This is a genomic window from Clostridium hydrogenum (assembly GCF_021432385.1).
In the GTDB taxonomy this organism is placed as follows: Bacteria; Bacillota; Clostridia; order Clostridiales; family Clostridiaceae; genus Clostridium_S; species Clostridium_S hydrogenum.
Window position 1 is genome coordinate 794,184 of sequence record NZ_JAEACT010000003.1, and the last position, 25,740, is coordinate 819,923.

General features: G+C 29.8%; 26 protein-coding genes and 1 pseudogene. 2 read left to right on the forward strand and 25 right to left on the reverse strand.

Annotated elements, in window-relative coordinates; translation table 11 throughout:
- Positions 1-77: 77 nt before the first annotated feature.
- The 17 genes and pseudogenes from CUEA01_RS16785 to CUEA01_RS16860 all read right to left on the reverse strand — a co-directional run bounded on the left by CUEA01_RS16785 (position 78) and on the right by CUEA01_RS16860 (position 12,270).
- A complete protein-coding gene (locus CUEA01_RS16785; RefSeq protein WP_234122899.1) occupies positions 78-527 on the reverse strand; it encodes a GNAT family N-acetyltransferase in 450 nt (149 codons plus the stop codon).
- Positions 528-676: 149 nt separating this feature from the next.
- Positions 677-814 (reverse strand): annotated as a pseudogene (locus CUEA01_RS16790) (IS1595 family transposase); the annotation flags it as partial.
- 185 nt (positions 815-999) lie between these two features.
- Positions 1,000-1,713, reverse strand: coding sequence for an acylneuraminate cytidylyltransferase family protein (locus CUEA01_RS16795; protein ID WP_234122900.1), 714 nt, complete (start codon positions 1,711-1,713; stop codon positions 1,000-1,002).
- A gap of 290 nt (positions 1,714-2,003) precedes the next feature.
- Positions 2,004-3,050 (reverse strand): nucleotidyltransferase family protein, encoded by a 1,047-nt coding sequence (locus tag CUEA01_RS16800; RefSeq protein WP_234122901.1) that lies wholly within the window; start codon positions 3,048-3,050, stop codon positions 2,004-2,006.
- 44 nt (positions 3,051-3,094) lie between these two features.
- A complete protein-coding gene (locus tag CUEA01_RS16805; RefSeq protein ID WP_234122902.1) occupies positions 3,095-4,249 on the reverse strand; it encodes a LegC family aminotransferase in 1,155 nt (384 codons plus the stop codon).
- 57 nt (positions 4,250-4,306) lie between these two features.
- Positions 4,307-5,467 carry a UDP-N-acetylglucosamine 2-epimerase gene (neuC, locus tag CUEA01_RS16810; RefSeq protein WP_234122903.1) on the reverse strand — a complete coding sequence of 387 codons (1,161 nt, stop codon included), beginning with the start codon at positions 5,465-5,467 and terminating at the stop codon, positions 4,307-4,309.
- The gene (locus tag CUEA01_RS24985; RefSeq protein WP_268906196.1) at positions 5,457-5,579 is read right to left on the reverse strand and encodes a hypothetical protein; all 123 of its coding nucleotides are present in this window, start codon (positions 5,577-5,579) and stop codon (positions 5,457-5,459) included. Before CUEA01_RS24985 ends, neuC begins: the two co-directional genes overlap by 11 nt.
- Positions 5,569-6,567 carry an N-acetylneuraminate synthase gene (gene neuB / locus CUEA01_RS16815; protein WP_234122904.1) on the reverse strand — a complete coding sequence of 333 codons (999 nt, stop codon included), beginning with the start codon at positions 6,565-6,567 and terminating at the stop codon, positions 5,569-5,571. Before neuB ends, CUEA01_RS24985 begins: the two co-directional genes overlap by 11 nt.
- The gene (locus CUEA01_RS16820; RefSeq protein ID WP_234122905.1) at positions 6,560-7,165 is read right to left on the reverse strand and encodes an acetyltransferase; all 606 of its coding nucleotides are present in this window, start codon (positions 7,163-7,165) and stop codon (positions 6,560-6,562) included. Before CUEA01_RS16820 ends, neuB begins: the two co-directional genes overlap by 8 nt.
- A gap of 14 nt (positions 7,166-7,179) precedes the next feature.
- Positions 7,180-8,166, reverse strand: coding sequence for an NAD-dependent 4,6-dehydratase LegB (locus tag CUEA01_RS16825; RefSeq protein WP_234122906.1), 987 nt, complete (start codon positions 8,164-8,166; stop codon positions 7,180-7,182).
- Positions 8,167-8,540: 374 nt separating this feature from the next.
- Positions 8,541-8,846 carry a hypothetical protein gene (locus CUEA01_RS16830; RefSeq protein WP_234122907.1) on the reverse strand — a complete coding sequence of 102 codons (306 nt, stop codon included), beginning with the start codon at positions 8,844-8,846 and terminating at the stop codon, positions 8,541-8,543.
- Positions 8,847-8,870: 24 nt separating this feature from the next.
- Positions 8,871-9,182: a peptidase associated/transthyretin-like domain-containing protein gene (locus CUEA01_RS16835; protein ID WP_234122909.1), complete on the reverse strand. Its 312-nt coding sequence runs from the start codon at positions 9,180-9,182 to the stop codon at positions 8,871-8,873.
- 38 nt (positions 9,183-9,220) lie between these two features.
- Positions 9,221-9,541, reverse strand: coding sequence for a hypothetical protein (locus CUEA01_RS16840; protein WP_234122911.1), 321 nt, complete (start codon positions 9,539-9,541; stop codon positions 9,221-9,223).
- Complete coding sequence (locus CUEA01_RS16845) at positions 9,531-9,692, reverse strand: hypothetical protein (protein ID WP_234122913.1); 162 nt, start codon at positions 9,690-9,692, stop codon at positions 9,531-9,533. Before CUEA01_RS16845 ends, CUEA01_RS16840 begins: the two co-directional genes overlap by 11 nt.
- Before the next feature lie 20 nt (positions 9,693-9,712).
- Positions 9,713-11,434: a motility associated factor glycosyltransferase family protein gene (locus tag CUEA01_RS16850; protein WP_234122915.1), complete on the reverse strand. Its 1,722-nt coding sequence runs from the start codon at positions 11,432-11,434 to the stop codon at positions 9,713-9,715.
- A 143-nt stretch (positions 11,435-11,577) separates the two neighbouring features.
- Entirely contained in the window at positions 11,578-11,877 is a 300-nt protein-coding gene (locus tag CUEA01_RS16855) for a hypothetical protein (protein WP_234122917.1), read from the reverse strand.
- Between the two features lie 96 nt (positions 11,878-11,973).
- Complete coding sequence (locus CUEA01_RS16860) at positions 11,974-12,270, reverse strand: hypothetical protein (protein WP_234122919.1); 297 nt, start codon at positions 12,268-12,270, stop codon at positions 11,974-11,976.
- A 475-nt stretch (positions 12,271-12,745) separates the two neighbouring features.
- Between CUEA01_RS16860 and CUEA01_RS16865 the strand changes: the two genes are divergently transcribed.
- Positions 12,746-13,201: a staygreen family protein gene (locus CUEA01_RS16865; RefSeq protein WP_234122920.1), complete on the forward strand. Its 456-nt coding sequence runs from the start codon at positions 12,746-12,748 to the stop codon at positions 13,199-13,201.
- Between the two features lie 199 nt (positions 13,202-13,400).
- Here CUEA01_RS16865 and CUEA01_RS16870 read toward each other — a convergent pair whose 3' ends face one another.
- From CUEA01_RS16870 to CUEA01_RS16905, 8 genes are all read right to left on the reverse strand, one after another.
- On the reverse strand, positions 13,401-14,783 hold the full coding sequence (locus CUEA01_RS16870; protein ID WP_234122921.1) for a radical SAM protein: 1,383 nt from the start codon (positions 14,781-14,783) through the stop codon (positions 13,401-13,403).
- Between the two features lie 304 nt (positions 14,784-15,087).
- On the reverse strand, positions 15,088-16,470 hold the full coding sequence (locus CUEA01_RS16875) for a radical SAM protein (RefSeq protein ID WP_234122922.1): 1,383 nt from the start codon (positions 16,468-16,470) through the stop codon (positions 15,088-15,090).
- A 633-nt stretch (positions 16,471-17,103) separates the two neighbouring features.
- A complete protein-coding gene (locus tag CUEA01_RS16880; RefSeq protein ID WP_234122923.1) occupies positions 17,104-19,098 on the reverse strand; it encodes a methyl-accepting chemotaxis protein in 1,995 nt (664 codons plus the stop codon).
- A 620-nt stretch (positions 19,099-19,718) separates the two neighbouring features.
- Positions 19,719-20,363, reverse strand: a complete 645-nt coding sequence (locus CUEA01_RS16885; RefSeq protein ID WP_234122924.1) for an ABC-2 transporter permease — start codon at positions 20,361-20,363, stop codon at positions 19,719-19,721.
- Complete coding sequence (locus tag CUEA01_RS16890) at positions 20,353-21,219, reverse strand: ABC transporter ATP-binding protein (protein WP_234122925.1); 867 nt, start codon at positions 21,217-21,219, stop codon at positions 20,353-20,355. Before CUEA01_RS16890 ends, CUEA01_RS16885 begins: the two co-directional genes overlap by 11 nt.
- The gene (locus tag CUEA01_RS16895) at positions 21,219-21,599 is read right to left on the reverse strand and encodes a GntR family transcriptional regulator (protein ID WP_234122926.1); all 381 of its coding nucleotides are present in this window, start codon (positions 21,597-21,599) and stop codon (positions 21,219-21,221) included. The genes CUEA01_RS16890 and CUEA01_RS16895 overlap by 1 nt, the downstream gene beginning before the upstream one ends.
- Before the next feature lie 250 nt (positions 21,600-21,849).
- On the reverse strand, positions 21,850-22,341 hold the full coding sequence (locus CUEA01_RS16900; RefSeq protein WP_234122928.1) for a hypothetical protein: 492 nt from the start codon (positions 22,339-22,341) through the stop codon (positions 21,850-21,852).
- Positions 22,342-22,827: 486 nt separating this feature from the next.
- Positions 22,828-24,831: a methyl-accepting chemotaxis protein gene (locus tag CUEA01_RS16905; RefSeq protein WP_234122929.1), complete on the reverse strand. Its 2,004-nt coding sequence runs from the start codon at positions 24,829-24,831 to the stop codon at positions 22,828-22,830.
- Positions 24,832-25,057: 226 nt separating this feature from the next.
- On the opposite strand from CUEA01_RS16905, the gene CUEA01_RS16910 reads away from it, so the two are divergent.
- Positions 25,058-25,633, forward strand: a complete 576-nt coding sequence (locus tag CUEA01_RS16910) for a TetR/AcrR family transcriptional regulator (RefSeq protein ID WP_234122931.1) — start codon at positions 25,058-25,060, stop codon at positions 25,631-25,633.
- The last annotated feature ends 107 nt before the right edge of the window (positions 25,634-25,740 follow it).

A 25,740-nucleotide genomic window follows, 5' to 3' on the forward strand; every position in this document is an offset into this window, starting at 1 on the left:
TAGTGTTGAAATTATAGCCTTAAAAAATTATAGGTGGGATTGTCCACCTATAATGCTCAATAAAAGAAAATTGCGTGCTATTGAATTTTCTTTATATATTCAATTTCATCTTCATTTCTAGAGACTTCTACATAACCAAATTTTTTATATAAGTGTTGATTACCTACACTAAATACGGGTGTAGAAAGTTGCCATTCATTAATATGTGGATATGTTTTTTCAACCAATTCCATTACTGTATAACCATATCCTTTTCCTTGAAATGAGGGGTCTATTACAAAATCTTCAAATCGCATCTTACTATCATCCAAAGAAATAAGAAACAATGCACCTATAATTTGATTATCTAATTCAATCTTATAAGCAATAAACTCCTTGATAATATCAATTTCAGACTCCACCTTATCATATCCTGGGGGACCTCCGTTCCTTCCTAAATATGTATTAATTTCTTTGTTGAATGCTTTTGTTTTTATGTCAGTAATTACTTGAGCATCCTCAATTTTTGCCTTCTTTATCTCTAACAATCTTCATTCTCCCTTCAAGCAAAAAGATTATATTAGTAATCCCAATTTCGCTATTACTATTGTTCAGTAGACTATAGTTTTTGATAACATTTATTATAACATAATTTACAAAATATAACACAGATTATACATACGTTGGCTCTCTATTTTTCAAATATTTGAAGCCATTTGAACCACTTAATATAGTTACTGATATATTTTGTTGCAACACCATTAAATCTATTCATCCATTTCTTTAAATTGCTATGAAGAGCATTAATATGTTGAATATGATATAATCCCTCTTTAGCTTATGAACCTAAGACAAGAATTTCTTCTAAAGTTGCTAGTATTTGTTCTTTCTGATGTAATGGTAACTATAACTCGTTAATACTGGTTGTCTTAGGGTGTTATAGTGACGAAGTATTACGCGAAAATATCCTAAAGTTGGACTTATTATTTTCTTTAAGATTCCTACTGTCATAAGCTCATATCAACATTCTTTTAAAACATAGCCTTCCCTTATAATAAACTTTGCAAAATTAAATTGATAAATGTCGTCTATATCTATAGATGATATTTTGTCCATTATATACGGATAACTTTTTTCTTTATAAAAACTTTTATATTTTAAGAAATACTCCGTTTTACACATGTAAATAGCTCCATTTATTCTATATTCTTTTTTCATATCTTGTCTATTGAACTTTTTACTATCATCAAAGAGAAAATCTAATCTCCTAGTTGAATTTAATACTATATTAATACTTGATGAGTGGTCTACTTCGCATATACTTACTACTGAATTGGCATCATTATTTAACAATTCATCTACACTTTCTATTATATTTTTTTCATTTCTAAGTGGAGATGTAGGTTGCAACAAAACAAAATAATCATATGACTTTTTAAGCTTTTTCATTTCGGATAGTACATGTAATATTACATCATGGTTTGAAGCTTCACTTGTAGACAATTCCTTTGGTCTAAAAAATGGAACTGAAGCACCATAGCTTTCCGCTATTTCTGCATATTTCTTAGAATCAGTAGACACTATTATATCATCAAAAATTTTAGCCTTTAAGGAAGCCTCTATGGTATATGCCATTAAAGGTTTATTCTCTATTTCTTTTATATTCTTATCAATTATCCCCTTCGAGCCACTCCTTGCAGGTATTATAGCTAAAAAGCTTTTATTTTTATACATTCTTAAATCCCCTTATATAGATATACTACTTTAAAAATCGAAATTGCTAATAACAAATTCATTCTGGTAAATCAGAATTTAAATAAGAGTAGAGAGTAGAGAGTAAAGAGTAGAGTGAAGGATGATTTTTCTCCACTATGTTTCGAAAAATCTAAAACTTAATGTGCGCAAAGCACTTAAAATATAGTGTTCAGCGCAGCTCAACCTATTAAGTTATAAGATTTGCCTAAGAGAAGCGAAAGGTAAATCCACATTCACTCTACTCTCTACTCTTTACTCTCTACTCTAAATTAAGTGTTTAATTTCTCAATCATATTTTTCATTTCTTTAAATTCCCCCATGTCTAAAAAGCTATTTGAAGTTATAGGATATACGCCTACCTTCTCACCCTTATGAAGGCAAAGACTTATTAAACTAACCATATCAAAATATGAATTTTTAGGAATATATTTTAATATATCTGCTTCTAATACGTACATTCCCGCACTAACTAAAAATTCATAACTTGGCTTTTCGTCAATAGCTTCTAATTCTCCCTTTTCATTTAATTTCAAAACTCCATAGGGAATTACATAATTCTTTAAGGCAGAGACTACTGTTATTTTATTATTATTTTTTTTATGATATTTTAAAATTTTAGAATAATTTGCATTGACTAATATATCACAATTACTTATTAAAAAAGTCTTGTATATACTAGTATTCAATAAAGTCAATCCACCAGCAGTTCCAAGGGGTTTTTCTTCCTCCAAAAATGATATATTGTAGGATAATTTTTTATTGAAATATGCTTTTATTATTTCTTTTTTATCATTAACCACCAAATAAAAATTTTTAAAATTAAATTCTAAAAATTTATTTATTATCCTTTCTACTATTGGTATATCACCTATTGGAATAAGTGCCTTTGGTATGATATTTGTATATGGCTGCAATCTTGTACCTTTTCCGCCTGCCATAATAATAACTGGTATATCTTGAGTATTTTTATAATTAATTTTATTAGTAAATAAATCATTCCAAAATATAACATCTACAACTTCATTATCTTCGTTTACTACTGGTAACGCTTCAATTTGATGTTTCTTCATTACTTCGTTGGCTTTATCTATATCTTCTATATTTAAACATATAGGGTGTATATTCATTATATTTTCTACCGCAGCTGACAAATCGCCATTTTTTATAATCCATCTTCTTATATCTCCATCTGTAACCACACCTAATAATTTACTGTCTTCTACAATTATTAGAATTTTCCTAGCCGTTTTATCTAATTTCTCAATTGCCTTTCGTATCGGTTGACTTCTATTTATAAATAGGATTTTTATATCCATAATAGTACCCCTTAATCTGCAGTTTTTTATGGGATAGCCCCATGCTATTTTTTTATATTTCCTAGTACCCTTACGATATATCCTATGCTTTCCTGTTTTAAATTGCTACTACATGGTATATTTAATACCTTGTTATAATAATCTATTGCTTTTTCAATTTTATATGCTTGATTATTTTTATACGGTTTTTGAGTGTGTATTAACTTCCAGATTGGCCTTGTTTGAATTTGATTTTTTAATAAATATTGTAATAATTCATCACGATTAATTTCGTTATTATCTATGCACAAAGAATAAAACCAATGATTATTTCTAGCTTTATCATTAAATTTAAGAAGTGAAAATCCATTTATATTACTTATTTTAGCTTTATACGCTTCATAATTTTTAATCTTTATTTCTATAAATTCCTCTAATTTTTCAAGCTGAGCTACCCCAAGTGCAGCCTGCAAATTGCTCATTCTATAATTGTACCCAATATTATCATGCACATAATACAATTCATCATCCTTTGCTTGGGTTGATAAATATTTAGCCATTTTTATATCTTTGGCAGAGCCTCCAACTAAAGCACCACCACCTCCAGTTGTTATTATCTTATTTCCATTGAAGGAGTATGCTCCAAAGTCGCCTATAGTACCAGCAAACTTACCTTTATATTTTCCAGCAATAAAACAAGTTCCTAAAGCTTCTGTAGCATCTTCTATTAATTTTATATTGTACTTGTCGGTTAATTCTTTTACTTCTTCAATTGCTGCCATATTTCCAAACACATGAACTACTACTACCGCTTTAATACATCTATTAGTAGTTTTATTTATAAGCCCCTTTTTTGTTAACGTACATTCCTCTTTAAAAAATTGCTCAAGTTTTTCACAGTCAAGGTTTAAGCCATCATCACAATCCATAAAAACAGGTTCTGCTCCTAGGTATTTAACTGGATTAACTGCTGCTATGAAGGTAAGTGTAGGAACTATAACTTCACTGTGAGGCGTAACTCCAGACAACTTTAATGCTAGATGAATTGCTGCTGTTCCGCTTTGACATGCAATTGCATTATCTACCTTTAAATATTTTTTTATATTATTTTCAAACCTATTTACATAATTACCTGCGGCAGAAACCCATTCACTTCTAATGGCATCCACTACATATTTTTCTTCATTACCTTTTAAATTTGGCACTGATAGTGGTATCATAACACTTCTCTCCTTTCTTTAAAAGCCACTTTATCTAATTCTGTAGTAATTATAGCCTCAATTTAATAATGGGTCCTCTGTTTTAGCAATATAAGCTTTAAAATCTAAACTTCTCATTAAACTAATAATTTTATCAACTGAATTTCCATCACCATATGGTGATTTCACGTTAGTTAACAACGCTTTAAACTGCTCAGTTGAAACAAGTTCTATTGCTTTTACTATATTATCAACCCCTTGATCAGAAAAAATTACATTTTCAGCACATAATCTTCCTCTCTCCCTATTTCCAACATTAATTGCACCTAACTTTAATATTGCTGATTCATATAATCCAGCACTCGAATTTCCAATCATAAACAAACTATTTCTCAATAAATTTATAAAAATATCCCTAGATTTATTTTTATAAAATTTAAAATTATCGTTATCACAATATTTTTCTATTATTTGTATAATTTTCTTGTTTCCACTATCCGTATTTGGATAGCTGACAAATGTATTAATAGATTTTTTTTCTAATGCCATTAATATTTCTTCAAAATACTTTCCAACTTTATCTTCTTCCCCTGGAAAAGGATAAAACATCATAACCGCATAATTATTCCAATTAGGTTTGTCTAAAATATTAAGAATTTTTCTCTTACTTATCTTTTTAGTGGAATTAAATTTATCTAAAGATGGACTTCCTAAATTAAATATCCTTTTTTCATCTTCCCCCATTTTTAACAGCCTCTGTTTTGATTCTTCATTACTCACAAAATGAAGAGAGGACAACTTAGATACTGCATGCCTAACCGAATTATCTATATGCCCATCTACAGCATGGTCTCCTCCAAAAAAATGTATTGTTGGAATTCTTAGATATGTTCCTATCAATCCTCCAACTGCAACTTCTTCCCTATCTCCAGCATATACTATTACATCTGGATTATATTCTACTACTGTGTGAATGCAGTCCTGCAATAGTATAGCTAATGATTTAATTCTAGAAGCTCTGGAATTAGAATCAATAAGATTTTCGATTTTAGCTATTACTGGAATTTTATCTTTTATTATATCATTTATTGTGTATCCATAGGTTTCTGATAAATGTGCACCTGATACTATTAACTTAATTTCAAAATCATTTGCTTCATTTAATTTCATATATATAGAACTCATTAATTCATAATCTGATCTAATACCTGTAAACCCCAAAATTTTCCTAACATGCATCTCTACTACCACCTCCCTTTTTAACCATCACATAATTATCATATTTATTAGCCAGGTTATCTCTATATCCCCATTTTAAATATTCATCCTTATCCATAAACTTAAATTTCAATAAGCTCATCCTTTTTAAAATTTCTTTTTGCTGCCTTTCCAATAGCAAAGTCCCAATACCTAGGTGGTATTCCTGTTCCAGGTCTCTTTACGCATATATTTTCTTCTGTAAATATTTCTTTAGCCTTTATATCTACTTTAGCAACTAGGCTTTTTCTTCCTACCCTTGCATTAATTTTTTCTGAAGGAGTTTTAGCCTTTCTTCCATCACCAAGAGCTATTTCTATATTTCTAATTGCCTTCACCATATTTTTAAGTTCAAAAGGCTCTAAACTAGCTTTATGATCAGGACCTTCCATACTTTTATCTAGTGTAAAATGTTTTTCTATAACCTTAGCCCCAAGTGCTACAGCTGCTATAGGAACTTCTATCCCTTTAGTATGATCTGAATAGCCAACGGGTAATTTAAATGCAGCTTTTATAGTTTCCATAGCCTTTAAATTTACTTCTTCCATTTTGGTAGGATAATCAGTATTACAATGAAGCACCGTTATATCCTCTGTGCCATTTTCTCTTAATATATTTATTGCAAATTCTATATCGCCTAAATTACTCATACCACTTGATAATATAACTTTTTTTTTGAGTTTTGCTACCTTTCTTAAATATGGAACATTGTCAATTTCACTAGAAGGTATTTTAAAAATACTCATCCCTATTTTGCTTAAAAAATCAATGCTTTCTAAATCAAAAGCGGAAGATAAAAACATTATTTTCTTGACATCACAATATAGCTTTAATTGTACATACTCTTTATAACTAAGTTCTAACTTTTTCAACATCTCAAATTGTGAAGTTTCTTTATTTAAATTATTTATTTGATAATCAGCTTGCTTTGCATTCTTTGTTACTAAATTAGCTGCCTTAAAGGTTTGAAATTTTATAGCATCTGCACCACAAATGGCAGCTTCATCAATTAACTTTTTTGCTATATTTATGTCTCCATTGTGATTAACTCCAGCTTCAGCAATTATAAATACCTTATTCATAAGCTTCCACCTCTCTACCCGGATTACCATAAAGCTTAATATTATTCTTAACATCAGAAACAATAACAGAACCAGCACCTATAAGCACATGCTTTCCTATTTTTATATTTTGAATAATTGTAGAATTTGTTCCAATATGTGTCCCTTCTCCTATGGTAACTCCTCCACTTAAGGTTGTTCCTGGTGCTAAGTGGACAAATTCATCTATGCTACAATCGTGTTCAACTATAGTACCAGAATTTATAATACATTGCTTTTTTATTGTGACACCTGAATTTATAATTGCTCCTTTACCTATAAATACACCTTCCTCAAGTATTACTTCAGATGATATTATAGCTGTTTTATCAATTATATTAGGAAACACATATCCTATTTTTTTTAGCTGATTATAAAGCTTTATCCTAACATAAGGATATCCTATAGAACCAACTGCTATAAATGCATTTTTTATACCCGCCTTATATAAGGAATAAAGCTTTTCCTCTGAATCTTTTTTTTCAATAACTGCTGCAATATCAAACTTATTTGCTCCTTTTATAGAATCAATAATACTTTTAGCGTGTCCTCCTCCACCAATCAATATTATTTTTTCCATAGGCCCCTCCTGCTTTAAATGTTATATATATCTACTTTGTATTTTTGAAGATTTTCTTTTATTTTAAACCAAGCAATAGTCTCCTTAATTCCCTCTTCGAAAGTAAACTTAGGACTCCAATTTGTTAGTCTTTTAATCTTCTCGTTGGATCCAAGCAGCCTATTTACTTCACTTTTTTTAGGTCTAATTCGCTCTTCATCGCATATAATTTTAGCTTTAGGATTTATTTGTCTTATTAGTTCTTCTGCTAAAGCTTTTATGGATATTTCTTTTTGCGTAGCTATATTTACTTCTTCACCTATAGTCTTTGTGCTTTTAGCAATTTCAAAAAATCCGTTCACGGTATCTTTAACATAATTAAAATCTCTTGTTGGTGTTAATGCTCCTAATTTTATTTCTTCTCTCCCTGATAGTAATTGAGTAATTATGGTTGGTATTATAGCTCTTGCTGATTGCCTTGGACCATAGGTATTAAAAGGTCTTACTATGGTTATTGGCAAAGAAAAGCTTCTATAGAAAGCTTCTGCTAATTTATCTGCTCCTATTTTTGTGGCGGAATATGGTGATTGCCCTTGATATGGATGTTCTTCTGTTATTGGAACAAACTTAGCACTGCCGTAAACTTCTGAAGTTGAAGTTATCATAATTCTTTTTGTATTTAATTCCTTTGCTGCTTGAAGGACATTTAACGTTCCCTTTATATTTGTATCTACATAAGAATCTGGGGATTGATAGCTAAAAGGAATTGCTATTAATGCAGCAAGATGATAAACCTCATCTACATTTTCCATAGCCTCTCTTACCCCGTTTTTATCCCTTATATCACCGCTAACTATTTCTATTTCTTTTAATTTATCTTTAGGTAAAGTATCAAGCCACCCCCAGGAATTGAAGGAATTATAATACACAAAGGCTCTAACACTACATCCTGAATCTAAAAGTTTCTCTACTAAATGACTGCCAATAAATCCATCCGCTCCTGTAACTAAAACTTTTTTCATAAATTCGCCCCTAATTATTACTATAGATGTACAACTTGGAACATTGAAATTGCAAATGCCAAGATTATCCTGACAAATTACAATTTATAGAGGAGAGTACAGATGACAGAGTACAGAGTACAGTGAATGATGATTTGCCTTTTGCTTCTCTCAGGTAAATCTTAAACTTAATGTTGTCAGCTTCGCTGAACACCATATATAGCACGATTGCGTAAGCAATAAAGAAAATATTTTTTCAGATTTTTCTACGCTCGCGTAGAAAAATCATCCTTCGTTGTACTCTGTACTCTGTACTCCGTACTCTATGTTAAATTGTAATTTAACAGGATGAATTTGGTATTATCAATTTTAATTTTCCAGATTGGTTATCTTTATTACCCTAAATATATATTATATTTTTCCTTATTAATACATGGTTTTTCTTCATCACAAGGAATTTTCTTAACAACTTTTATCTTATAATAACATTTGGTATCATCGATTAAATAGCTAAACTCACCATTATTATTTGTAAAAGTACTCCCATAAGATTTTTTACTATATTTCTTTTTATTGCCATCATTATTATGAAAAAATAGAGCTTCTACCGTGACTTCTGCATTTTCTGCTGGGAGTCCATCCTCATAACACACTCTTCCTTTTAACACTACATTTTTTAACTCATTGTTAGAATTCTCCATAACCATTATTCCTCTCACTTAAATTCACAATTTGGATTTAATTATTGGTTCATATATATCTAGCTTGTATATAACTTTGTGTCTCTTTTTAATATTTATAGCATATTCTCCACATTCATTAGTTATTACATATGCTTCATTCATTACTTTAGGAGGCTTATAGCTATAGTTTACGCTTTTAACAAAAATTACAGCATCTTTTATTGGTTCTTTTTTCAAATTTAAAACTTTCCCTTTTATTATGATATTACATCTTGTTAGTATTATTTCTTTATTTAATACTTCACAGGACTCTAATTCTTCAGGTGTTATAATAGTTTCAGCATATAACTCCAAACTTTCACCCCCTATTCTCAAAGATATTTTTTAGTATTTTAATTTAAAGGAGAGTATATAGCTAACTCATAAATTATATTTGGAAGATTTTCCAAGCAAAATACATACTTACCTTTCTTATCTGTATATGCGTACCCAACTATGTTTTTGCTATTGGTTTTTCTATTGATTGCCATTACTTCTATAACAGCTCCAACACTTGGCATTCTATTTTTATTGCAAACAGTTCCCTTAATAATTCTTTTATTTAAGTTTAAAATTATATTTAAGTTATATTGAGTTCCACAATTCAATTTATCAGTATTTATATATATAGTTTTATCTCCGCATTTTACAAAAGCAGCTTTACTATCTTTCATCATCGTCTTCCGTAATAATGTTTACTGTCGTATTGACATTTTCTATAGTGTCTTGTGCTTGTATTGTGGAACCTTTTACTTCTTTGCCATTTATTATCATTTTATTTATTTTTATTTCCTTATAAATTTTACCGTTTATTTTCTTTTCCATCATATTCTCCTCCATCAATATTAAAAATAAAATTCTTCTAATATTTCTATTATCAACTTCTTAGCCTCTATAATGAATTCCTTCATACCCTTAAAATATGATAAAAAGCATTCACTTTGATATTTTAAACTAGAAGTTAACGAAGCATAATCTTTAGCATACATATTAAATTTCCCCTCTTTAATGTCAAATAGGAATTTATTAATATATCCACCTAGATAAAGTCTTCTCTTAGATGTTTCAAATTCTTTTATAATCGCCATAACCCTAATAAATTTTTCAAGATCTTCATCATCCTCAGCCATATTCATTAAAGATTTATCGAATTTATTTAACAATAATTCCTTACATAGCTTTTCTCCAACTTCTGCTTTTAAATTGCAGCCTTCAATATATCCCAATATCTCATAAATTACTGCTTCTTCATCTATTTCTATACATTTATCTTCAATATAATTCTTCTTTCCATCATTGCCCTTATATATTTTAAATATTTCGCTCAATTCCTCGTGAGGTGCTCCTTTAATTTCCGCGCCATAAGATGCATTAATAAATTCAACCTCACTAAATTTCCTACAAGCTTCTATATATTCCTCCATTCTCTCCCTAAATAAATTAAGGGTTGAATTGGTTTTTACCTTATTACCATATATATCATCTACAACAAAACTAGCATCATAATTATTTTTTTTATCGACCTCAAAATTAGCTAAATCAGAATGGTATTTATTATAAGTAAAAGCTAAATCTTGGCCAACCAGTATTATGGGAGAGCACCCCATAACATTTGCAATATCTATACAAGTATGAGCTACTGAGCCTCCCAAGTACGGTGATTTAAGCTCATGTAATTCTGGTATTGTATTTACCAGTACTGATGAAAGAAATATTTTTTTACCTTTGTAATCTCTTATTAAATATCTATTACTATACTCATAAAACACTAAAGGTATATCCTCTTCTAAATAATCTTTCATCATCTCATAATTATCATCTACAGGATCTATAGATACAACCATATCCGGCTTTATTCCTTTTTTCATCATTGCATCTAATGTTCTGCTGCCTGCTATTACAAAATATTTTTCCAACTTCTTCTTATGTTTAACCATCTCATTCAAATTTTTATCTAAAGATGGACCTGCTGACACTATTATTGCTGGAATATCCTTGTTTATATTTTCATATAAATTAAGAGACGTTACTTCCTTTAAAACCTTTAAATTAGCTATTAAATTTTTAAGAAATACTTTTTTAAACCTATATGCAAGTGTTATTGCTGCACTTGCTGTGTAATAAACACAATCTAAATTTTCTATAAAGGTATTATATTCTTCTTTATACGCTTTCTCATAATTTCCAAAAACATTTACATATAATTTATTGAAATTAATATTATTTATTACACTAGCTAAAATTTCTTTAATGCTAGTCTTATCATATAAAATTAAATTAATATTATCACTATTAATGCAAGCCTTATTTGCATTAAATACTTCTTCATTAGGTTCAAAAATCAATACTTTGTTTCTATCACACAGTAAACTTCTTAGCTTATTTAAATATTCGCCTGTATCAATACCGAAAATAATAATTACCGAATCAAATTTAATATCATTTATTTTTGCTAATAAATTATCTATATCTTTTTTATAATTATTTTTATCTGCCAAATAAAATGATTTTTCTTCTTTTTTTATTTTATATACATAATAACCATCTAAGGTTTTAACCTTTTCCATATTATCCCCTTATAAACTTTCTCTATATATCTAAAAGAGCTGTCACACAAAATTATTTTATACACAACTCTAAATATTACATATTAAATAATTTGTGTGTCAGCTCCACTGTTACTACATTATATTAAATAACTTTACACTAACTACTTAGTAAAGTATTTAACAACATAAGGAACATTTGCTTTAATAGTAACACCGTAATAACCTAATTCATCTGCGAAAGTAGTGTAGGTTGCTGGTCCAGTTGTTAAAGCATTACTTATCCAGACATTAACACCACCAGATGGTAATGCAGTTCCACCAGGAGTTTGTGCAACACCATTTAAAAGAAATAAGCCCCATGAAGTTGCAGTAAGATTTACAGTAAGACTCTTACCTGAAACTGCAGCACTTGCAGTAACAGACTTAGCCTTTGGTCTATAGTTATTATTATTAACAGCCATACTTGTATTTCCCCTTTTCAATATATTTTTAGCATTTCTTGTTGCAATATTATTATATTATTGTGCAATAATTTTGTTACTCTTTTTAACCAACAACTATGCTGGAGAATATGCTGTTATCCTGTAATAATAGCCTTTTCCCCATAAAATCGGAACTCCATAAGAACCATCCTCTCGTGCAAAAGTCACTCCAATTTCTACTATTTGTATTGGATTTACATTAGTATTAATTTGTACTATATCTATTGCTGCATCAGGCAAGGGCGTTCCATGAAAGGTGTAAACAACTCCTTTTAAAAATACATATTTATCATTTGGTAAAATAGCATTTTTAGTTATTACCTTTTTTTTTATTAATTCTTCCCTACATATTATTTTTTTTACTACTGCCATATAAACTCCACCTTGTATAAGAATTTTCACTGTTTCTACATTAGTATATTTTTTTTCAAACCTTATTGTTACATAATATGTGGGAAATCATATACTAATATTGATACATTGCTTGAAAAATTGAAATTGCCAATATCAAATTCATCCTTATAAATTACAATTTATCAAGCAGAGTACAGATGACAGAGTACAGAGTACAATGAATGATGATTTACCTTTCGCTTTGCTTAGGTAAATCTTAAACTTAAATGGTTTCAGCTTCGCTGAACGCCATATACGGCGCGATTGCGTAAGCAATAACAAAATAAGTTTTTAGATTTTTCTACGCTTGCGGAGAAAAATCATCCTTCGTTGTACTCTGAACTCTGTACTCCGTACTCTGAGTTAAATTGTAATTTAAAAGGAAAGAATTTGTATTTGCAACTTCAACTTTTCAACTGGTATATCTATAAAATATTATGTATGGAGAAGATAAATGGCAAGATTAAACCCTCAAAAACTTTCAGTAGAATTTAGAGACGGTGTTACTCCTGTAAATCCTATTATTCCCAGGAGGTATACACTTACCCATTCTGATATAACTGCTGAGCTTTTTTTAACAATTGGATTAAAATATGCATATGATAAGACTACTTCTAAGAAGGATGAGGTTTTGGGTGAATGGATTAAAATAAGAAAAAATTATCTTTATTATATTCACTTACAGTTAGATGATGAGCTCGGCTACCTTGGAACAGCTATAAGAAACTATATATTTGTACGAGAATTGCCACTTGCCTTAGAGGCTATAAGATATGGGGATAGAAAACTTTTTAGAGCACATCCTAGCTTAAATTATGCTCCAATAATAGTATACTTTATGTCATCTAATCCTATATTTAATAGAATGGAAAACTGGGGAAACTTTATGCAGAGTACGGAGTACAGATGACAGAGTACAGTTAATGATGATTTGCCTTTCTTACGTCAGGTAAATCTTAAACTTAACTGTTATCAGCTTCGCTGATAACAGTTATGACACGATTGCGTAAGCAGTCAAAAATAAGTTATAAGGTTTTCTGTAGCTTTGCTACAGAAAATCACCCTTAACTGTACTCTGTACTCTGTCATCTGTACTCTGCCTTAAAGTATTATCCTCTTGAAAATTTATCATTACCCTTTTCATCAAAAACTTCTTTCCAAGTTTTTTCTGCATATGGCTTAAATTCATGTGCACTTTTTGTTATCTTCTCATGGAATACTTCATCATGAAGCATCTTTTCTGCACCAGAATCATCAGGCTTAGCTCCGGTTTCTTTACAAACATGACGAATAACCTCCGTATTATCTATCATCATACAAGGTCTTAGCATGTTTTTGTTATATGGTTGAATTGATCTTAATTTTTTAAAGAAAGGATCTCTAAATGCATCTATTAGATGCCTGCCTTTTAGGTTAACTGTTGAAAAATGAGAAAATACACATGGTTCAACATCTTCTTTAGAATTGACATGGAAATAGTATTTACCTGCAATACACCCTCCAATATATGGTGCATCGTTAAAGAAATCTATTGTAAAATATGGTTTTGATGCCCTTATCTCTCTTGATCTTTTGCCGAGTAAATCTCTTTGCTCTCCTGTAAGCATCATATCAAAATCATTATCATCTCCATTTACCGGCATGAATAAGAAATACCAGCTCATTTTTGAACCTTTTTCAATAAGCATGTCTGTAAATTCATCGCTTAATACAGTATTTATATTAGTCCTTGTTACCGCTGAAGATACACCAAACAAAATTCCTCTTTCATGAAGCAAATCCATAGCTTTCAAAACCTTTTTATAAGTTCCCTTACCTCTTCTTGCATCTGTATCTTCTTCAAAGCCTTCAATAGAAAGCATAGGTATGACATTTCCACACTTCTTAAGCCTGTCTGCTATTTTATCATTCAAAAGAAGTCCACTAGTAAAAGGTGTAAACATTATATCATCATATTTTTCATATATATCCAGCAAGTAATCATTAAAAAATGGCTCTCCGCCAAGTATTATAATATAATAAATGCCAAGATCTCTTGCTTCTCCTATTATTCTCTCGACCTCTTCCGGTGGTATATCATCTTTTTTGCTAAAACTTGAAGCATAGCATCCCTTACAATGAAGTGGGCATCTCATGGATGGACTTATAAGCATAACAAAGGGGATTTTTGTATCTTCTTCATCCAAATATTTTTGTCTTTTGGGTCCAGCATACCAATTAGCATTAGCGAAAAAATTGGTAAAGAATTTCTTTAAACATTTAGTATCAGTAGTTTTTAAAATATCCTGAATAAAATCATGTTTAGTATTATCATTTTTGTAGTAATTATAAACATGATCAATCTGCGCCAATGATGACTTATCCTTTGTTAAAAAGTGAATTGCATTAAATATCTTGTCAACATTTTCTTCCGGATTCTTATCTAGATATTCAACAATCTTGTTAATAATTGTTTGCTTAGCTACTTTCTCCAAATTATCTTTTAACTCCATAAGTAATTCCTCCTCTTTAAGTAAATAAATACAGTATTTAATAGATAATTACATAGGTAATTGTAACTCGTTAATATTTTGCTTTCAAATGGTCTTACCACTATACCAATTGTTTATACCAAGAAAATTGTAGAATATCTAAATATTTTACGTTTTTAGACATAATCTTTCACTAATTCGTTTTTTTAACTAATTCAAAATAATAATTCGTTTTCATTTCACCACAGAAAATCTTTTTATTGGGCTATGTTTTAAGTAAGTGTTGATTTTCACACTTATTTAAAACACAGCATTTTATTTTGTATTATCCTCTTGAAAAATTATCATTTCCCTTTTCATTAAAAACTTCTTTCCAAGCTTTTTCTGCATATGGTTTAAACTCTTCTGCACTTTTTGTTATCTTTTCATGAAATTCTTTATCATGCAGCATCTTTTCTGCACCATTATCATCAGGTTTAGCTCCTGTTTCTTTACAAACATGAAGTATAACATCTGTATTATCTATCATCATACAAGGTCTTAACATATTCTTGTTATATGGTTGAATTGATCTTAATTTCTTAAAGAAAGGATCTCTGAATGCATCTATTAGATGCCTACCTTTTAGATTGACTGTTGAAAAATGAGAAAATATACATGGTTCAACATCTTCTTTGGAATTGACGTGGAAATAGTATTTACCTGCAATACACCCTCCGACATATGGTGCATCGTTAAAGAAATCTATTGTAAAATATGGCTTTGATGCTCTTATTTCTCTTGATCTTTTGCCTAGTAAATCTCTTTGCTCTGCTGTAAGCATCATATCAAAATCATTATCTTCTCCATTTACTGGCATAAATAAGAAATACCAACTCATTTTTGAACCTTTTTCAATGAGCATATCTGTAAATTCATCGCTTAATACTGTATTTATGTTAGTTCTTGTAACCGCTGAAGATACTCCAAACAAGATTCCTCTTTCATGAAGCAGCTCCATAGCTTTCAAAACTTTTTTATATGTTCCCTTACCTCTTCTTGCATCGGTATCTTCTTCAAAACCTTCAATTGAAAGCATAGGTATGACATTTCCACATTTTTTAAGCCTGTCTGCTATTTTATCATTCAAAAGAAGTCCACTTGTAAAAGGCGTAAAGGTTACATCATCATATTTTTCATATATATCTAGCAAGTAATCATTAAAAAATGGCTCTCCGCCAAGTATTATAATATAATAAATCCCGAGATCTCTTGCTTCCCCTATTATTCTATCGACTTCTTCAGGTGGTATATCATCTTTTTTGCTAAAACTTGAAGCATAGCATCCCTTACAATGAAGTGGACATCTCATGGATGGGCTTATTAGCATAACAAATGGAATTTTTGTATCCTCTTTGTCTAGATATTTTTGCCTTTTGGGTCCGGCATACCAATTAGCATTAGCGAAAAAATTAGTAAAGAATTTCTTTAAACATTTAGTATCAGTATTTTTTAAAATATCCTGAATAAAATCATGTTTAGTACTGTCATTTTTATAGTAACTATAAACATGGTCAATCTGTGCTAAAGCTGACTTATCCTTTGTTAAAAATCGAATTGCATTAAATATCTTGTCAACATTTTCTTCCGGATTCTTATCTAGATATTCAACAATTTTATTGATAATTGTTTGCTTAGCTGCTCTCTCCAAATTTTCCTTCAATTCCATAAATAATTCTTCCCCCTTCATATAATGTAATCATATCAGGGAATGTTGCACTAAATTATTTTATGCATAAAGCTTAAATATAGCGAACACTTATTCAAAGTACAAAGTATAAAGTACAGAGTACAAAGAAGGATGATTTACCTTTCCTTGCGTCAGGTAAATCTTAAACTTAACTGTTGTTAGCTTCGCTGACAGCAGTGTGATGCGATTGCGTAAGCAATCAAAAATAAGTTATAAGATTTTCTGTAGCAAAGCGGAAGAAAATCATCATTCACTGTACTTTGTACTCTGTACTCTGTACTTTGATTAAAGCTTCGCAATAATTTTAAATTACATATTAAGCAATCTTAGTGCACCAACCCTCTTATCAATTATTTACCATTATATACACAATTGTAACTCTTTTGTAATTTACTTTCAATTACTATTATAATTATGTATATCAGCTATGAAAAATGTGTAATATGAAATAGTATATTAGAAAAATATATGTGTAAGGGAGCTATAACCAGAGTACAGCTGACAGAGTACAGTGTACAGTGAAGGATGATTTTCTTCCACTTTGCTTCAGAAAATCTTAAAACTTATTTTTTGATTACTTACGCAATCGCGACATAAATGTTCGCAATAATTTTAGATTTTAAATTTATTTACTGCTTCAAGCATTTCCTTAGTTGAGTTATTAAGTGTTAATGCTGATGCTGCAACTTCTTCTGTTGAAGCATTCATTTCTTCTGAAGATGCAGAAATTTCCTCAGCGGAAGCTGAAACCTCAGTTGAAACTGACGAAACATCATTTACATTATTTAAAATATTGTTTTTATCTTTATCTATATCTTCAGCTGAATTTTTCACTATTTCAATCTTTGGAATTACATCATTTACTGCTTCTATAATTTTTTCAAAAGCTGCTATAGAACTATTTATAATTTTAACCTGACCTATTAATTCATCATCCATCTTAACAGAATCCTCAACTATAACATCTGTATTCTGCGATATTTCATTAACTAATTTATTAATCTCTCCTGCAGATTCTTGTGATTGTTCAGCGAGTTTTCTAATTTCATCCGCTACCACTGCAAAACCTTTTCCAGCTTCACCTGCCCTCGCTGCTTCAATGGCTGCATTTAATGCTAATAAATTTGTTTGCTCTGCAATATCATTTATCATATTGGTAATTTCATTTATTTTATTCACATTTTTTCCAAGACCAATAATTTTTTTACTAAAAGCTTTAAAGGAACCGCCAACTTTTGTCACCGATTTATTTAATCTTAACATTTCACTGCTGCTATCCTTTGCCTTTAAATCTATTTTTCTAGCACTAGTATCTACAGCTTGTATTCCATCAGCCATCTCTGATAACTTATCACTAAATTTATCAAGTATTTCAGTTACATTCATCAAATTTTCAGCCTGAGAACTTGTACCTTTTGCAACTTCACTTATTGCTTCAGTAACATTTTGTGAAGAGCTTGCCATTTCTTCTGATACTGATGCTAAGTTTTCTGATTGCTCATCAATATTTTGAGAATTTACTTTTATCTTGCTAATCGTTACTTTTAATGACTCTTGCATCATTTTCATTGAATGTGTCATATTTCCTATTTCATCTTTAAATTGAAAATATTTAGGCGAAACCTCTTTTGATAAATCACCTTCCGCTAATAATTCTAAATGTTTTGAAGTTGACTTTATACCTTTAGATATACTACTAGCAATGATATAAACTATTATTGCTCCTATTAATATAAATAGTATAGAAAATCCTACAACAGAAATCTTTAAACTATTAAGTTGCGACAATATTTCATCTCTAGGTACAGCAATTGCTACAGACCATCCCAATCCCTTAACTGGGGCATAGGCTACAAATTTATCAGTTCCATTATAAACATATTCATCTAATCCTTTTTTTCCTAATGTCATTTGCTTCTCAATATCTGCCAATTTTTGCAATTTAGAATTCTTTTTTAACTCATTAAACACATTATACATGTTTGTAACCATAGTTTTGTCTGTGTGAGCAATAGTTGTCCCATCCTTTGATATCATAAAAGCATTACCCGTTTGGCCAACTTTTACCTGACTAACCAATCCTGTCAAATTTTCTCCATCTTTTATTTGAATCAATACCCCTACAATTTCATTGTTATTTTTAATAGGAACAGCATAAACAACTACTAATTTTCCATCAGCTTTACTTATTATTGGATCTGATACATTACTTATCCCTTCCAACGCTTTTTTAAAATATGCTCTGCCGCTGATATCCTTAGTCGTTCCATCTGAATATTTGCAAATTCCATTTTTACTGACAATAGCCATATCATTGCTTTTAGTTCTCTTAATTTCATTTAAAAGTACTGCTCTTTTGCTTTCCCATGAGTTATTAATATCATATATTTCAGGTCGTGCTGCAACAGCTTCCACTGCATTTAATTTTTCTTCAACTCTTCCTTGAACACTGCTTGCTGTTTCTATTGCAATTTCCGGAAGCGTTTTACTCAAATTACCTTCAAGTGCACTTTTGGAATTTATAAATGAAATCACACTTAAACCTATACACACACCTAATACTAATAAACCTAAAAATACCATTAACTTTGTCTTTATGCTTTTCATATTTTCTCCCCCTAATTGTCTACAATTATCTATATTTTTCCTCTGTATTATATCATATAGTATTTAATTGTGTCATATGCGGCATATTAGTGTAATATATTGGTGAATACGTTTCTTTAAAACTTTTTCCCCCATAAATAAAAACAAGACGAAGATTTCCCTCCGCCTTAAAACATTTATTATATATATTCAACTTGAAACAGCGAAATTGCAAATATGAAGTATATCCTGTTAAATTACAATTTTTGAAGCAGAGTACAAAGTACAAAGAAGGATGATTTACCTTTCGTTTTACTCAGGCAAATCTTAAACTTAAATGGTGTCAGCTTCGCTGAGCACCATCAGTGGCGCGATTGCGCAGCAATAAAAAAATAAGTTTTCAGATTTTTCGTAGTGCTAACGGAGAAAAATCGTCCTTCATTGTACTCTGTACTCTGTACTTTGTACTCTGAGTTAAATCGTAATTTGTTAGGATAAACTTCAAACTTGCAATTTTCAAGTTGTCTATCTATAGAATTATTTATGCTTTCTTAGTATATTAAATATTCTGCTAATTACAGCTACCATAACTAAAAAACCTATAAGAAAAATAAAAGTTTTCATTTGAATTTCCCCCTAAATTAAAGATCTTTTTTCGAATAAATATTGATTGACAAGGTCATAGAGATAAGCGTAATTATTAAAGTAATAATATAAGGTCCTAAATTTTGTACTATACTTGGCAATGAAGTGATATACTGAAAATTAATATTACTAGCTTGAAGCCACTTGGATATATATCCTCCAGTAATTGGTATAATGCAAATAATTATAACTAATATATTTCTTAATTTTATAAAGCCAAATCTATACAAAGCAGGTATAACAATATCAAAAAAAATAGCTACAATTAAAAGCGATATTCCAATTTCAAAAATATTTATTTTAATCATATTAACAGGCGCCATAAATGATACAATTGAATAAATAATACAGCTACAAATAAAAATTACAAAAACAAATAAATACTTTGCTTTTACTAATGTTTTTCGCGTATATGGACTCGTACAAAGCAATACTGAGCCTTTATATTTATCCTCAAGCTGCCATACCATACTATTTAATACATATTCGAGTATAATTACAGTCATAAAAAATCCTAAAATTGCAGTGTTACCTCTTGAATAAATATTAACGAGGATTGGTTCAACAATTATAAAGGCTACGAACATAAGCATATATCTTTTTATTAATAAAAAATCCTTTTTTATAATACTAAGCAGCATCATTATCTCCTCCTACATACGCAAGCATAATATCTTCAATAGTTGGTCTTTCTATTATTACATTTTTCATTTGATCACGAACAGCTTCTCTTTTATTTGTAATACCTTCAAAATTATAATTAGTTTCATGAAGTTTTAAAAATAATTTTCTTGTATCATTATTAAGCATTTCTTTACTACCTTTAACTACTCCATGAGTGTCCAATATTACGTCCTTTTCTTCGTTTAATACAATTCTCCCGTTATCAATTAAAATCAGCACATCAGCTATTTTATCCAAATCAGATGTAATATGGGTAGAAAAAAATACGCTTTTACCGTCTTCCTTCATAAATTCTAAAAGTATATCCATTAGTTCACTTCTCACTAATGGATCAAGACCACTTGTAGGTTCATCCATAATAAGTAAATCTGCATGATGCGATAGTGCCAAAGCAATGCTATATTTCATTCTCATACCTTTGGACAATGTAGAAATTTTTTGTTTAGGCGTCAACTTAAATCGAGTTATGTAATTTTTAAATACTGCTTCATCCCAATTTGAGTAAGCAGGAGCAACGATATTTTTCATTTCCGTTAATGTAAGATCATCATAAAAATATCCATCATCTAAAACAACACCTATATGATTTTTAAGTTCCCTCTCATTTTGGTCAATTTCCTTGCCGCCTAATTTAATACTTCCAGCATCCTTTATTGTAAGCCCAAGAATTGATTTTATAGTCGTAGTTTTTCCTGCGCCATTTATACCAATGAATCCTGTTATACAACCATCTTTAAGTGAAAAGCTAACATCTTTCAAACTAAAATTTTCGAAATTCTTTTTTAATCCATTCACCTCTAAAATATCCTTCATCACTCATCCTCCTCCTCAAATAATAAATCCATCATGGAATACAATTCCTTTTTAGAAATCCCAAGTGACTTAGCAGTTTCCCATGCCTCTAGAAGTTTCGTTTCTACCATACGTCTTTTTGATTCCCTCAAAAGCTCAAGATTTTCTGGTGCCACAAATGATCCCTTTCCTGCTTTTGTTATAACAAATCCTTCCGATTCAAGTTCATCATACACCCTTCTAGTGGTAAGAACACTGACATGCAAATCATTTGCTAGTGTCCTAATTGATGGAAGTCCTTCTCCAGCTTTTAACTCACCACTAATTATTGCATCTTTTATTTGTTCTTTTATTTGTTCATATAAAGGTTTATCAGATACGTTTGAAATAATAATATTCATTTAGTTCCCTTTCGTCTTCAAACTGTTAATGTATTTAATACACAGTATGCACACAATACACATTATAAATTTGTATCACAGCATTGTCAATATTTATTTAATTTCTCCTCACTATAGTTTTTCGCACTAAAAAAGGAAAGACACTACTTCATATCTTTCCTTTAGCGCAAAATTATTTTATACACAAATCTTAAACATTGCGAATTGATTAAGTTGGTTCGCATTAATTTTAAGTTCCGACTAAATATATTTAGCTCCAAAAATCTACGTGTGATATATCTACATTTTTCTTTGCATTTACGCTTATATCAAATTTACCACTTGCTTTTTCACCAGCAATTCTAATTGTGTATTCTCCATCTTTAGGTATGGTAATTTTTATATTACCTTTATCCCTTGCTTCATTCTTTTTTGCTACAATTTTATACTTAGAATCTAAAACCACAATATAAAACTTTCCAGCTTCAATTTTTGTATTATCAATAATGTTTACTTTATTACCTTTATTAGATGTAAACTTCATTAAAGACCACCTGCCATCAAACTTTTTAAAGTTAAATTTTTGACTATTAGCCTTATCTTGGCCATTGCTATCACACACTTCAAAGCTTTTTTCGCCTCTAGCACTGCTTGATAAATATGCATTTGAATCAATATTGGACCAATGATATTTATATATTAAAACTCCTACAGCCACAGCAATTATTATACATCCCAAAATCAGCTTTCTTGTCTTTTTCATTTCTTATCCCTCACTTCTAAAATCATGTTTAAATACCATTATACATTATTTTAAAGCAACAATCTATTATTGAAATTATACAATTTATTTACACTAATCATATATATTACATAATAAAAATAAATATTGCGAAGCAAAGTGTAGTGCCAATCAAAGAACCTTTGGTTAATCTACTACATCTTTATTTCACGATATATAATTATTTTCTAACTCAAAACAGCAATTATAATAATTTAAAAACTATTTCTTTGCACTACACCAAAATTCCGTAGGCACGGAGGAATTTTTTCCTTTAAAACCATGTACATTGAGAAGTAAGAGCGTTTTGGAACAATTTAAATGACATCTTATAAATTTTAGAGGAATATTTTCAAAAGGCTTAGAACTTTCAATTTGTTTGAACGCTAGTAAGTTATTGAAAGTTCTTAGGATTTTGAAAATATTCCTCTTAGATTTATTGATGCCATTTAATGTTCCAGAATGCTCTTACTTCTCAATAATTTTAAATTTATTTACTTCTTCAAGCATTTCCTTAGTTGAGTTATTCAGTGTTAAAGCTGATGCCGCAACCTCTTCTGTGGAAGCATTCATTTCTTCTGAAGATGCTGAAATTTCTTCTGAGGATGCTGAAACCTCAATTGAAACTGATGATACATCATTTACCCTGTTTAATATTGTATTTTTATCATCTTCTATAGTTTCAGCGGACTTTTTAACAGTTTCAATTTTAGGAATAACGGCGTTTACTGCTTCTATAATTTTTTCAAACGATGCTATTGAACCATTTATAATATTGACTTGATTTTTTAATTCATTATCCATTTGATTAGAATCTTGTACTATAACATTTGTATTTTGGGATATTCCACTAATTAACTTACTGATTTCTTCTGCTGAATTTTGAGATTGTTCAGCAAGCTTTCTTATTTCATCTGCAACTACAGCAAATCCTTTTCCCGCTTCCCCTGCTCTAGCTGCTTCAATAGCTGCATTTAATGCTAGCAAATTTGTTTGCTCTGAAACACTATTTATCATTTCAGTAATTTCATTTATTTTGTTTATATCTTCTCCAAGTCCAGTAATTTTTCCACCAAAACTCTTAAATGAATCACCAATCTTTACAACTGAATTACTTAATACATTCATTTCACTGCTGCTGTCTTTTGCCATTAAACTTATTTCTCTAGAATTTGAATCAACTACTTGTATTTCATGTACTATTCCTGAAAGTTTATCACTAAACTCATTAAGTATATCAGTTACATTTACTAAATCCTCAGCTTGAGAACTTGTCCCCTTAGCTATCTCATTTATGGCTTCTGTGACGTTTTGTGATGCACTAGCTATTTCTTCAGAAACAGAAGATAAATTTTCCGATTGAATATTTATATTTGAAGAATTAGTTTTTATTTTGCTAATCATTTCTTTTAAGGCTTGCTGCATTTTTTTCATAGAACGTGTCATTTCTCCAACTTCATCTTTTGATTGTAAATATTTATCTGAAACTTCTTTAGACAAATTACCTCCAGCAAGTAAATCTAAGTGTTTTGAAGTTGATTTTATTCCTCTAGATATTCTACTACTAATAATATAAACTATTACTAAGCCAAGTAATATAAATAATACAGAAAATTCTATAACAGAAACCTTTAGGCTGTTTAATTCTGATAGTATTTCATTTTTGGGAACTATAACTCCTACGGACCATCCAGTTCCCTTAACTGGAGCATAACCTACATATTTTTCTATACCTCCATAGTAGTATTGACCTATACCTGTTTGTCCTTTTCCCATTTTCGTTTCAATTTCAGCTAATGCCTGTAATTTTTTATCTTTTTTCGCTGCAACAATTGGATTATACATTTTTGTAACAAGTGACTTATTAGGAGATGCTATATTAGTTCCATCTTTTTTTATAATGAATGCAGTTCCTGTTTTTCCAACTTTAACTTTACTAATTAATTCACTTAGATTATTACCATCCATTGTTTGACGCAATACTCCTACAATTTCATTATTGCTTTTAATAGGTACTACGTATACAACTATCAGTTGTCCATTAGTTTTACTTATAATAGGATCAGACACATTGCTCTCGCCAGACAAAGCTTTTTTAAAATATTCCCTATCACTAATATTACTTGTGGTTCCGTCTGTCCCTTTACTCATTCCATTTTTATCAATGATACTAAACTTAGCCCCACCAGTTCTTTTGACCTCATTTAAAAGAACTGCCTTTTTATTTTCCCAAGAATTATTGGGATCGCTAATCTCAGGTATTGCAGCTATAGCTTCCAAAGAATTCAATTGTCCTTCAATTTTACTTTGAATACTACTTGATGTTTGCTCCGCAATTTTAGGCAGTGTTTTACTTAAATTTCCTTCTAATGCCCTTGTAGAATTAATAAACGAAATTGCCCCCAATCCTATACATATAATAAAAACCAATAATCCTAAAACTACCATCATTCTTGCCTTTATACTTCTCATACTCCCTCTCTCCTTCAAACCATATATTTTTATCTACAATTCTCAAATAAAATGTCGTATACTATCTAATTATATCGTATTTAATCAGATTATACTTTAATATATAATGTACTGCATAGCATTATAATTCCGTAATGTAAAAATATCCTTTCATTATGTTATAATAAATTTACGTATACTGATTATTTTATGTGCTTTAAGCACTAAGAAAGGCGTGATTGATTTTATGTCTTCATCACTTGTTACTAAAAATGCATTAGCCAGTTCCTTAAAATCTCTCATGAAGGAATATGCCATAAATAAAATATCAGTAAAAATGGTTACTGATAAATGTGGTGTCACTAGACATACTTTTTACAATCATTTTCATGATGTTTATGAGTTACTCGAATGGATATTTGAAAATGAAGTCATTGATGAACTTGATGAACATTGCAGCTTATCTAATTGGAAGGAAGGAATTTCTATTGTTTTACAATATACCTTAGATAACAAAATTATCTGTACTAATACTTGCAATTCATTAGGTCGTGAACATCTTGAACTGTTTTTAACAAAGACCTTTAACAAAGTATTGTCGGGTGTTATATCAGATATTACTAAAAATATGAAGGTAGATGAAAATTTAAAGCAAGAGGTCAGCGAATTTTTTTCATACGCTATATCTGGAGAATTTCTGCATTGGATTAATGGCGGCTTAAAAGAAAAAAAAGAGGATATTGCTGACAGAGTTGAAATAATGTTAGATGGAACCATACTCCGAATCATGAATGCTAATAAAGATAAACCAAATAAAACTTAAAATTTATTTACACACTTCATTAAATCTGTGCAATTTTTTCACAGATTCTTTTTTTGTTCATTGAATATATTTTCAATAAAAACTAATATAAAGGTATCAAACAAACA